Here is a 12,411-nt window from a genome sequence, read left to right on the forward strand (position 1 = left end):
GCAGCCATGTAGGCAACAAATCCCTAATCGCCCCTAGAAAATACCCTCAGGGCAGCGCATGTTTGGTATTTATGCTACGTTATCGCCTATTTATGGGGAGTAACCACACTTCATAGGCTCTGCCTTACCTAAAAACCAAACATACTGCTGCAAATTCAGCCACCAAAGTGCAACACGCCCTAATATTCTAGGTATTTTGTACTTTAGCCACGCAAGTATACCCAAACCAAGTTAAAATGCGAGTTTGCTGCGCTTTAAAAACTCATAAAGCACCCCATATATGAAAGTAAGTAAAAATTTAATATCTTGTTCTCAGTGCTGATTCTGGCGCTAAAACACGGTATGCTAAAACTAACCAGATAACCTTTTCGGTGCACAGTGCCCATCAACAGGTGCTAATTTTCAGGAGCTATTATGACAGAGCATAAAAAACCACTGGTATTAATGATTTTAGACGGTTGGGGATACCGCGAAGATGAGCAAAGCAATGCGATTCTTGCAGCCAACACCCCCGTTTTAGACAACCTATGGGCAACCCGCCCACGCACATTAATTTCAGGCTCAGGTTTAGATGTAGGCTTACCTGAAGGGCAAATGGGTAACTCAGAAGTAGGCCATGTAAATTTAGGTGCTGGTCGTGTTGTTTATCAAGACTTTACTCGCATTACCAAAGCAATCAACGATGGCGAATTTGACTCAACTCCTGCACTTGTTGAAAACATCGATAAAGCAGTCGCTGCAGGCAAAGCCGTGCATATTATGGGTTTATTAAGCCCAGGTGGTGTTCACAGCCACGAAGATCATATTGTCGCAAGTATTCAATTAGCCGCTAAACGCGGTGCAAAAGAAGTATATTTTCATGGCTTTTTAGATGGTCGTGATACACCACCACGCAGTGCTAAAGCATCAATAGAGCGTATAGAAGCCTTATTTGCCGAGCTAAATTGTGGCCGCTTAGCGTCTCTTGTGGGCCGTTATTACGCCATGGACAGAGACAACCGTTGGAACCGTGTAGAAAAAGCCTACAATGTAATGGCATTAGGTGAAGGCGAGTTTAATTATGCTGATGGTGTGTCGGCATTAGAAGCCGCCTATGAGCGCGACGAAAACGATGAGTTTGTAGCACCAACCACCATTACGCCACAAGGCACTGAAGCAGCACAAATTAATGATGGCGACACCATCATCTTTGCTAATTTTAGAGCCGACCGTGCCCGTGAAATCACCCGTGCCTTTGTAGAGCAAGACTTCGATGGGTTCGAAAAGAAAAAATCACCACAGTTAAGTGCATTTGTAATGATGACAGAATACTCAGCCGATATTGATGCCCCTGTCGCGTTTGGTCCTAAGCCACTGGTAAACGTATTAGGTGAATGGCTTGAAAAAAATGGCAAAACGCAGCTACGTATTTCTGAAACAGAAAAATACGCTCATGTTACGTTTTTCTTTAGTGGCGGACGCGAAGATGAATTTGAAGGCGAATCACGCGAATTAATTCCTTCTCCACAGGTTGCCACTTACGACCTTCAGCCAGAAATGAATTCAGAAATGCTAACCGACAAACTTATTGAAGCTATTAAAAGCGGTAAGTTTGATGCCATTATTTGTAATTACCCGAATGGCGATATGGTGGGTCACTCTGGTGTGTTTGAAGCCGCGGTTAAAGCCTGTGAAGCTGTTGATGCATGTATAGGCCGCGTGGTAGAAGCGCTAGATGAGTTTGGCGGTGAAGCACTTATCACAGCCGATCACGGTAATGCAGAGCAAATGGCAAATACTGCCACGGGCCAAGCTCATACCGCTCACACTAGCGAGCCAGTGCCATTTATTTATGTAGGACGTGATGCAACGCCAAGTGAAGGCAAAGCATTAAGTGATGTAGCACCTACTATGCTACACCTCATGGGCATGGAGCAACCAAGCGAAATGACCGGCACGCCAATCATGACGTTGAAATAACACATGAGCAAACCAGTAAATTGGTTTAGTGTTTATACAGTTGTATTGGTTTCGTTAGTGGTTGCACCTGCAACTGCTAACGAAAACCGCACTAAAAAAGACCTATCTGAAGTGCAATCTGCATTAGAGCAAAGCCAAGCAGAGTACAATGCACAGCGAAAAAAAATTGCCGCACTGCAAAAAAACTTAAAAAAACACGAGTTAGAAATAGCTAAAAATGCCAAAGCCCTCAATATGGCTGAGCAATCAGTAAAAGAAACCGAGCAAAAACAACAAGCACAGCAACAAAAAGCACAGCAATTAAAAGCGCAACACGCGCAATTTCAAGCCATTTTAGCTGCCCAGCTAAAAAGTGCTTACATGGCTGGGGGCGACGACTACCCCAAAATGCTTTTAAACCAGCAAGACACAGCTAAATTTGAGCGTACCTTAAGCTATTACAACTATTTAAATAAAGCGCGCATAGAGCAAATTGAAGAGCTTAAAGTACTACAACAACAAATTGCAGAAAACCAAGCCGCACTTGCCAAAACCAAACAAAAATTAGCCGCCTTATTTGAAGAACAAAAAAGACGCCAAAGCGCGCTAGTAAACGCCCAAAGCGAGCGCCAAACTAATCTTAAAAACTTACAAGCACAGCTCAATAGCACTAAAAGCTCGATTAATTACTTAAAAGACAACGAGCAAACATTAATCACCACCATTGAAGAACTTGAGCAAGAGAAGACTCAAAAAATTGAATTACTCGGCCTTAATAAAAGTAAAGGCAAGCTTAATTGGCCCAGTAAAGGAAAGTTAAAACACACATTTGGTCAGCGCAAACATGGCGGCATAGACTGGAAAGGCGTGTTAATTGGTGCAAAGGAAGGCACTAATGTAAACAGTATTAATAATGGCCAAGTTGTTTTTGCTGATTGGCTTAAAGGCTTTGGCTGGGTTATTGTGGTTGATCATGGTGAGGGCTTTATGAGCCTATACGGCCATGCGCAAACATTATTAAAAGATGTGGGCGACATGGTTCGAGAAGGCGAAACGCTGGCATTAGTAGGTCAAAGCGGCGGACAATCGAGTTCTGGTCTATACTTTGAAATACGCCACAAAGGACGCGCAGTAAATCCTGTTAAATGGTGCAGACGTATTTAAGTGAATAAAACAGCTGCACCGCATTAGGAGCAGCTGATGACTCAAAAAATACCACAAACACGCTCATTTCCCTCTTCCCGTACGCGCTATTTGTTTTTATTGTGTGCATTGACCTGTATTGCTATTTTTTGTTTTAGCAATTCATTACTTGCCAGCTCAGTTAAAGATCTTAAAAGTCAGCAAATTTCTGAAATACTCTTCAACATTAAAGCCTATTATGTCGATGACTTATCACTGACAAAAGGTGCACAGGGTGCCTTTAATAATCAGCAAGTAGAAATTTTACTAGACCAGCTAGATCCTTATTCTAAATACCTCAATGAAAATGACTTAGACGCTTTGTTTAATAATACAAATGGCCATTACACAGGCGTGGGCATTGAAGTGAAAGACATTGACAGTGACATTACTATTGTTGGTGTTGTTAAAAACTCCCCAGCCAAAAAGTCCGGTATTTTAGCGGGCGATATTATTGTTAGTGTTAATGATATAAACACGCAAACAGGTAGCTTAGAGCAAGTAGCTGCGTTGATAAAAGATACCCGCTTTAACGCGGTTAAACTAACAATAAAGCGCGCAGGGCAGCAGCAACCAATTAGCTTTGCGGTAAATCGCAAAGAAATAAACTTAGAAAGCGCCACTAGCCAATTACTCGACTCAGGCACTGGGTATTTAGCCATAAATAATTTTTCTAATCACACCTTACATGAAGTGGCGCTGCAGGTAGCTGCACTTAAAAATGATTATCGCACGCCCCTTAAAGGGTTAGTCATTGATTTACGTGACAACCCAGGTGGTACTTTACAAAGCGCAGTGGCGGTAGCAGATCTATTTTTACAAAGCGGCACTATAGTCACCACTAAAGGGCGCTATTACGACGCTAATCAAGCCTACTACGCTAAACGAGGCGACATACTAAAAGGCTTGCCTATTGTGGTGCTTATTAATGAAAATTCGGCCTCTGCGGCTGAAATACTCGCCGCTGCTTTAAAAGATAATAAGCGTGCTACAGTGGTTGGTAATCAGTCTTATGGCAAAGGCTCGGTGCAATCTTTGATCCCACTTGGTGATGGTAATACAGCGCTAAAATTAACAACTGCTAAGTACTTTACACCTGCGGGCGTATCTATTGAAGGCGTAGGAGTTACCCCCGATGTAGCAATTGCGCAAGCAACCCTTCCACAATCAAATAAAGCCGTTATAATAAAAAATGAGCAGAACAAAAATACACCACAATTTGAACATGAAATACTGGGCGACTTGCAGTTAGTAAAAGCTAAGCAATTACTTAGAATGCAATAGTAAATAATCTAAACTCTAGGTAAGCGATTTAATAACAGAATAAATATTAACACTATTAGATTCTGCTATTCTTTAGCTATAAATTTTAAGTAAATTCAAGGCAGTTAGCGCTAAAAATGGCTGCTGAGATAGCTTTATTACCCGGCGCTGAGATTAAAAAATACCCTTAATAAATTAAAAAGATAATAAAAACTATAAACGTGAAAATAATAAAATGGCTGTTGTTGGCTATCTGCTTTGTATCTAGCACTGCTTGGGCAAAGCAAATAGCCATCGTAATTGATGATATTGGCTATCATCAGCGAGATTTAGAATTTCTTACCTTACCAGGGCAATTGTCGTATTCAATTTTGCCCCACACACCCTACTCTCAAATTTTTGCCACGCTTGCCAGCCAAGCAAATAAAGAGCTTTTATTGCATGTACCTATGCAAGCCTTGAACGGTAAAGCACTCGGCCCTGGTGGGCTCACTGTAAATATGGATAAAGAACAGCTACAAAAAACTTTAGGCACCGCACTGGCAAGCTTACCGCAAGTAAAAGGGGTTAATAACCATATGGGGTCGGCACTCACTCAACAAAGCCAAGCCATGAAGTGGACTATGGAAGTACTTAAAAAACGTAATTTATTCTTTTTAGATAGCCGTACTACCGACTTAAGCCAAGCGCAAAATGCGGCAAATTTTATTGGGGTTGAAAATATAGGCCGCCATGTGTTTTTAGACAATATAACCACGCATGAGCAACTGCAGCAAAGGCTGGATGAGCTAAAATATAAAGCGACTAAACATCACTTTGCCATAGCGATTGCCCACCCCTACCCAGAAACCATCGACTTTTTACGCCAAGCGCTACCTGAGCTCACTGAGCAAGGCTTTGAACTGGTACCAATCTCACAGCTGGTAGAACGTAAGTATGTACAAATAGCCCAACAACAAGCCATTTCATTAAACTGATGGAGTAAGCGAGCACCTTACTCCATCAGTTAATTTAACTCAATTATAAGTATGGTATTTATAAAACAAATGTCGCTACCTTGGCATTTAGATCTGTAGCTCTGTCTTTTAATACTTCGGCTTGGCTTAAATGCGCGGTAGCTGAGGTAGTTATTTCATCGGTTACATCTTTAATGGCAACCGTATTTCTAGTAATTTCATTGGTCACTTGCGTTTGCTCTTCTGCTGCAACCGCTATTTGACCCGCCATATCAGAAATCTCATTTACCGCCAAAGTAATTTCTTCTAGTGCGTGTGCGGCAGCATTTACATCATCCACACTATTGTTGGCATAGCCCTTACTGCTGTCCATCAAGCTCACTGCTTTTTTAGTGGTGTTTTGTAAGGTTTCTATAGTGGTATAAATTTCGGCTGTAGAGTTTTGTGTTCTTCTTGATAACACGCGCACTTCATCGGCAACCACTGCAAAACCACGCCCCTGCGATCCCGCACGGGCGGCCTCTATTGCAGCATTAAGTGCTAAGAGATTTGTTTGCTCTGCAATTTCTTGAATGGTAGTTAAAATGCTCGATATAGCCTGAGCATGCAAACTTAATTCACCAATAACTGTGGTAGTTTGGTCTATTTCGCCCGCGAGTGAATTAATCGTGTTTCTGGTTTTATCAACTAACAGCTTACCTTCACGGCTACTTTGTGCCGATTGTTGCGATGCGGTTGCGGTGTTTTCTGCATTAGCGGCAATTTCATGGGTTGCACTCGCCATTTCTGTGACCGCGGTAGCAACCATAGCCACTTCTTGTTGCTGGCGCTGCAACTCACTGACACTGCTTTGGTTGGTGATCAAGCTTTTCTCTGCATCAAAGTCTAAGTCAGTAGCTAATTGACGAATATGACTGATCAGTTCATGTTGGCTGCTAACAAAACGATTAAAACTACCAGCCAGAACCCCAACTTCATCTTGCGTATCAACAGTTATACGCTGGGTTAAATCACCGTTACCATCTGCAATTGTTGATAAAGCTTGCGACACTCGGCTCAAAGGGGCGAGCAATACACCCAATAACCATGAAATAGCCAACACACTCAGTAAAAGTGCTACTGCAACCAGCACTAATTGGGTCAGCAATAAACTAATAAGCGGAGCCTCTAAAGTTTGTTTATCCAATACAAACAGCAACTGCCAATCTGTATTGTTAATGTTTTCACCCCAAACTAGCTTCTCTCGGTCTTCACTCTCAAAGTAAACAGGAGTAAATTCACCGTTTTGACTGTTAGATAAAATTAATTGATGATTTATTTTCGAGTCAATACGCGTAATATCTGCCATTACTTTTCTAGCGTCTTTGTAGGCAACCACAGTGCCATCTTTATGCATCATAATGGCGTACCCATCCGCAGGCAAAGACATTGTATTGACGCTATCGGCCAAGGCCTCAATCGATAAATCCCCCGCAACCACACCGCTTTGCGTGGTTTTAGCAATAGAAACAACCAACAGATTATACGCGGTATCTAAATAAGGTTTGGTAATTACGGTGCTACTTTGAAGCAGTGCTTGTTTATACCATGGACGAGTGCGCGGATCGTAGCCGGTGCGATCAATACTGGGATCAGAGTCAGTCATTTTTCCGCTACTATCTCCAAAGTAAGTTAACTGAAAGCCACCTGAAAATGCTGCTTGCTGTAGTGCGCTGAGCGTGTTGTCCTCAACCTTATTCGCAACCGATTTAATTATCTGCTGACGACTAGCTAGCCAATTTTCAATACTCGTAGCCTGTTGCTTACCAGATTGGCTTACGTTATCAATACTGCTTTTTAGCAGTAACGCTTTTTGAGAGGTATAGCTATTCCAGGACAGCAATACAATAATAACGGCTAGGGCAAGAACGACCGATAGCAAGATTTTTTTCTTTAGTGAATATGAGTTCATATTGAGTGTAAATACTCGCGTTAAATGAAATTGAAAGGCAACAAACCAGCAATTAAATGACTTAATTAAGCTACGATTTGAGCGATAAGTCGCTCAGGTGCGCGAATATTTTCATATACCCAAATTAAAAACAAACTAAAATCATCTATTTAAATTAAAACCAAACTTATTCATTAATTTTAAATAGCGTACATTTAATTAAAAGATACATAGATGTGACTAGAGGTAAGCAGAACAAGACAAACGATACTTTCTATTAACCTTTTTAGTTAGCTTTTTTAGTTAAAAAAAAGCCCCGCATATTAATGCAGGGCTTTTTAAGTTTTACATTTTTTGCGCTATTAGCTCATAGCACTTTGCAGCTTTTTCATCGCTGTTTTTTCTAGCTGGCGAACACGCTCAGCAGATACACTGTATTTTTCAGCAAGCTCTTGTAGTGTTGCTTTGTCATCAGACAACCAGCGTGCACTTACAATGTCTTGTGAGCGTTCGTCTAGCGTTTTAAGCGCGCTAAATAAACGAGTATGTGACTGCTCTTGCCATTGTTGCTGCTCAATATCGTCAGCTAAATCAGCTGAGCCGTCTGTTAAATATTGTACTGGTGAATATGTACTTGTTGGTGCGTCGTCGTTATCGTCGCCCGTTAAGTCAAAGCCCATGTCTTGGCCGCTCATGCGCGATTCCATTTCACGAACTTCTTTTTCACTCACACCTAGCTCATTAGCTACAGTGCTTACTTCAGCTTGGTTAAACCAACCTAAACGTTTTTTGTTTTTACGAAGATTAAAAAACAATTTACGTTGCGCTTTAGTGGTCGCAACTTTTACGATGCGCCAATTTTTAAGCACAAACTCATGAATTTCTGCTTTAATCCAATGAACAGCGAAAGACACTAAACGTACACCCACACTTGGGTCGAAACGCTTAACCGCTTTCATCAGGCCTATATTGCCCTCTTGGATTAAGTCGGCTTGCGGTAAACCATAACCCGAGTAGCTTTTAGCAATATGTGCTACAAAGCGTAAATGCGACATAATGAGTTGCTTTGCAGCACTAAGATCGCCTTCTTCTTGAAGTCGTGTTGCTAGCTCTTTCTCTTGCTCAGCTTTAAGCATAGGAATTGTGCTAACCGCTTGAAGGTAGCCGTCCATGCTTGCGCTTTGTTGCCCAACTGTAAGTGCCATTGCGTATAAATCTTTACTCATTTTTCACCTCGGTGATAAACATTTGAAACCATCTTAGCACTCTTTCTCTAAGAGTGCTAACCCCAATTTAAAACTTTTTTTAAGCGTAAATCAAGCGGTTTTTTAGTGTATGTTAAGTCTACTACATGCGACTGAATAAGTGATGAACTAAGGGATTGCAAGAGATTAGCGCAAGCGTAACAGCGCATTTACAACTAATCTCATTTGAGGATAATAATATACAAACATGACATTTTTGAGTCAGCCATTAGCAGCTGTACTCATACTTTATCAGGCTCAATTTCTTTAATATATCGGTTAACCGATAAGTAAGAACCAATAAAGCCTAAGCTGGTTGCTAGTAATACTAATGCGCCAAACTCATTAAGCGTTAAACCAATTAACGAAAAGCTTGTTTGATACACGCCTGCAACGCTGCTTACTGCGCTAGTTAACCACCACATCATTAAGGCAATACAAATAAATGCAAACAAGCCCCCTATAACGCCATACCAAATGCCGGTCCACAAAAACGGAGCATGTATAAATGTATTGGTAGCACCTACTAACTTCATTACTTGTATTTCTTCTTTTTTATCCATAATCGATAAACGAATCGTATTACCAATAATAAGCGTGACAGAGGTAAGAAGTAATAAAGCAATTGTGATAACGCTTTCTTTTAATAAGTCTAATAATGCATTTAGGCGCTCAAGCCAAGCAATATCAAGCTTACCAAAATCTACTTCGCGCTCGTTCTCAAGCTTTGTAAGCAGCGCTTTAGCCGCATTAGGCTGGCGATGCCGCTTAGTAGGTGTCACTAATACAACATCGGGTAGCGGGTTGCTATCTAGGTATTCTAAAGCTTGCCCAAACCCCGACACATCTTTAAATTCAGTTAATGCTTGTTGCTTAGAAATAAATTCAACACTTTCTACCTCGGCGTAAAGTGCTAAACGCTTTACTAAGGTTTGTGTTTCTTGTTCGCTCATACTTTCTTTTACAAAAAGCGATATTTCACTGGCTTCTTCAAACCCGCTACTGACTTGCTGTACATTTTTTACGACTAAATAAAGCGTTGCAGGCAATGTTAAACTTAGCCCAAGTACAGCAATTGTCATTAATGATGCAAGTGGCGTACGCCACATTTCACCTAAACTGTGCACCCCTTGGCGAAAAATATTAATAATAAAAAAATAACCGCCAGCTATGGCTGATTTTTTTTGTTTATCGTTTGAGTTTTGGCGTCCTTTAAATAACAAGCTCACAGCGTGCCCTCCGCAAGTGGGTCTTCAAGCATTCGGCCATCTTTTAAAGTCAGGCTACGGTATTTTAAACGCGACACCAGACCTAGATCGTGTGTTGCTATAAGTACTGTCGTACCGTGTTTATTAAAATCTTCAAATAGCCTTAATATTTCCATAGAGAGCTCGGGGTCAAGGTTACCCGTTGGTTCATCAGCTAATAAAATAGGCGGAGAATTTACAATCGCTCTGGCAATACCTACGCGTTGCTGCTCACCACCAGAGAGTGTAGAAGGATGACATTTAACTTTATCTAACAGCCCTACTTTATCTAGCGCACCATGAACTCGTTTAGCGATTTGTTTATGATAAGTGCCTTCAATAATCAACGGCAGTGCAACGTTATCAAACACAGTGTAACGCTCTAACAAACGATGATTTTGAAAAATAATACCAATATCGCGGCGTGCATAAGGAATTTGCCGAGAATTAACTTTATTTAAATCAACACCATTAATTAGCACGTTGCCTGCAGAGGGGCGCTCCATTAAGCTAATGAGCTTTAATAAGGTACTTTTACCCGCACCACTGTGGCCTGTTAAAAAAGCCAGTTCGCCAGGCTTAATATGAAATGTAACTTTTTCGAGAGCGCGATGCCCACCCGGATAGGTTTTACTTACTTGCTGAAAATTTATCATTTTTTATTATGCCAGTCCCAAATTAGTAAAATGGAATTCCTTAGCTAGGGCCTGCAGACCTTTCAGGATTGAAATTTGCTTTGCCTAGAGACTATTTAATCGCGGCGCAAGGTTTATAGCCCAGAAGGCTAAGTAAAACCGAGCAATAAAAAGTAAATAGTCCAAAGGGCAGCGCATGTTTAATCTCAAAAGATAAACAGACCAAAAAAGGGAGCAAGCTCCCTTTTATGTATTAAGCGTCATCCTCATCTTGGCTAAATAAAGCGTCAATAAAGTCATCGCTTTTAAATGCGCGTAAATCATCAATACCTTCGCCAACACCAATGTAACGAATAGGAATATTAAACTTATCTGCAACCGCAAATATAACCCCACCTTTAGCAGTACCATCAAGTTTTGAGAGGGTAATACCGGTTAAACCAACACATTGATTAAATAAGTTTACTTGGCTAATTGCATTTTGACCTGTACCCGCATCAATGGTTAGCATAACTTCATGCGGTGCATCGGGGTCAATTTTCTTCATTACGCGTGCTATTTTTTCAAGCTCTTGCATTAAGTTATCTTTATTTTGCAAGCGCCCTGCTGTATCAGCAATTAATACATCTACATTACGCGCTTTAGCGGCTTGAAATGCATCAAACACCACCGAGGCACTATCTGCACCAGTGTGCTGGGCAATAACAGGAATGCTGTTACGCTCGCCCCACACTTGCAGCTGCTCTACGGCTGCTGCACGAAAGGTATCACCTGCGGCCAACATAACCGACTTACCTTCATTTTGAAATTGCTTAGCTAACTTACCAATGGTTGTCGTTTTACCTACGCCGTTTACACCGACCATTAATATAACAAATGGTTTTTTATCAGCATGTATCTCAAGCGGTTGCTCAGCTGTTTTAAGCATTGCGGCCATTTCTTGCTTCATTAAGTCATAAAGCGCATCGCCATCTTTAAGCTGCTTGCGATCGGCGGCATCAGTAAGGCTATCAATCAGCTTCATGGTGGTATCAACACCTAAATCGGCGGTAAGAAGCTGTGTTTCTAAATCTTCAAATAAATCATCGTCTATTTTTTTACCACTAAAAATAGATGCAAAGCCAGAGCCTATATTTACACGGGTTTTTAATAACCCTTTTTTAAGACGTGAAAAAAAGCCTTCTTTTTTAGGCTTTTCGGCAAGTTTAGCTTCTTCTTTTGCAAGCTCTGCCGTAATGCGCTCTTGCTCTAAACGATCAGCTTCGGCCTCTGCTGCAATACGTTCTTGCTCTGCACGTTCAGCTTCTGCCTGTTCTTGTGCAATACGCTCTTGTTCTAAGCGCTCAGCTTCTGCTTCTGCAACAATACGTTCTTGCTCTGCGCGTTCAGCTTCTGCCTGTTCTTGTGCAATACGCTCTTGTTCTAAGCGTTCAGCCTCTGCCTGTTCTGCTGCAATACGCTCTTGCTCTAAACGCTCAGCTTCTGCTTGTTCTGCTGCAATACGCTGTTGCTCTGCACGTTCAGCTTCTGCCTGTTCTTGTGCAATACGCTCTTGTTCTACACGTTCAGCTTCTGCTTGCTCTGCTGCAATACGCTGCAGCTCTATACGCTCAGCTTCTGCTTGTTCTGTGGCAATTCGCTCTTGCTCTAAACGTTCAGCTTCTGCTTTTTCTGCTGCAACACGCTCTTGCTCTAAACGCATTTGCGCTTCTTGCTCTGCTAAACGAGCGGCTTGTGCTTGTTGCTTCGCCTGTGCTTCAGCTTGCTCTTTCGCAAGCAACTCAGCGTTGGCTTTTTCAATTGCTAATTTTTCATCTTGCTCAGCTTGCTCGCGCTCTGTGTCTAAACGTTGTTGCTCAGCTCGCTGTGCAGCCATTCGCTCTTGCTCTAAACGCATTTGCGCTTCTTGCTCAGCTAAACGTGCAGCTTGTGCTTGTTGTTGCGCCTGTGCTTCGGCTTGCTCTTTTGCAAGCAACTCTGCATTAGCCTTTTCAATTGCTAAACGCTCTGCTTGTG

Annotated in this window: 9 protein-coding genes; 4 read left to right on the plus strand and 5 right to left on the minus strand. The window is 41.7% G+C overall.

All coding sequences use genetic code 11. The features are described from left to right. Nucleotides 1-414 precede the first annotated feature (414 nt). The 4 genes from gpmM (at nt 415) to CWB60_RS18910 (ending at nt 5,360) form a co-directional block, all read left to right on the plus strand. Nucleotides 415-1,959, plus strand: coding sequence for a 2,3-bisphosphoglycerate-independent phosphoglycerate mutase (gene gpmM / locus CWB60_RS18895; RefSeq protein WP_138579893.1), 1,545 nt, complete (start codon nt 415-417; stop codon nt 1,957-1,959). Between the two features lie 3 nt (nt 1,960-1,962). Further along, nucleotides 1,963-3,102 carry a murein hydrolase activator EnvC family protein gene (locus tag CWB60_RS18900; RefSeq protein ID WP_096042350.1) on the plus strand — a complete coding sequence of 380 codons (1,140 nt, stop codon included), beginning with the start codon at nt 1,963-1,965 and terminating at the stop codon, nt 3,100-3,102. 36 nt (nt 3,103-3,138) lie between these two features. Further along, complete coding sequence (locus tag CWB60_RS18905) at nt 3,139-4,404, plus strand: S41 family peptidase (RefSeq protein ID WP_138579894.1); 1,266 nt, start codon at nt 3,139-3,141, stop codon at nt 4,402-4,404. Nucleotides 4,405-4,604: 200 nt separating this feature from the next. Continuing rightward, nucleotides 4,605-5,360 (plus strand): divergent polysaccharide deacetylase family protein, encoded by a 756-nt coding sequence (locus tag CWB60_RS18910; protein WP_096042352.1) that lies wholly within the window; start codon nt 4,605-4,607, stop codon nt 5,358-5,360. Nucleotides 5,361-5,418: 58 nt separating this feature from the next. On the opposite strand, the gene CWB60_RS18915 is transcribed toward CWB60_RS18910, so the two are convergent. The 5 genes from CWB60_RS18915 to ftsY form a co-directional block, all read right to left on the minus strand. Beyond that, nucleotides 5,419-7,290 (minus strand): methyl-accepting chemotaxis protein, encoded by a 1,872-nt coding sequence (locus CWB60_RS18915; protein ID WP_096042353.1) that lies wholly within the window; start codon nt 7,288-7,290, stop codon nt 5,419-5,421. A gap of 341 nt (nt 7,291-7,631) precedes the next feature. Beyond that, nucleotides 7,632-8,495 (minus strand): RNA polymerase sigma factor RpoH, encoded by an 864-nt coding sequence (gene rpoH / locus CWB60_RS18920; protein ID WP_004588621.1) that lies wholly within the window; start codon nt 8,493-8,495, stop codon nt 7,632-7,634. 260 nt (nt 8,496-8,755) lie between these two features. Further along, the gene (gene ftsX, locus CWB60_RS18925) at nt 8,756-9,742 is read right to left on the minus strand and encodes a permease-like cell division protein FtsX (RefSeq protein WP_004588622.1); all 987 of its coding nucleotides are present in this window, start codon (nt 9,740-9,742) and stop codon (nt 8,756-8,758) included. After that, entirely contained in the window at nt 9,739-10,416 is a 678-nt protein-coding gene (gene ftsE, locus CWB60_RS18930) for a cell division ATP-binding protein FtsE (protein ID WP_138579895.1), read from the minus strand. Before ftsE ends, ftsX begins: the two co-directional genes overlap by 4 nt. Before the next feature lie 232 nt (nt 10,417-10,648). Continuing rightward, the coding region (ftsY, locus tag CWB60_RS18935; RefSeq protein ID WP_249318439.1) for a signal recognition particle-docking protein FtsY at nt 10,649-12,411 on the minus strand (1,763 nt) is incomplete at its 5' end.

The organism is Pseudoalteromonas sp. S327 (genome assembly GCF_005886415.1).
Taxonomy (GTDB): domain Bacteria; phylum Pseudomonadota; class Gammaproteobacteria; order Enterobacterales; family Alteromonadaceae; genus Pseudoalteromonas; species Pseudoalteromonas atlantica.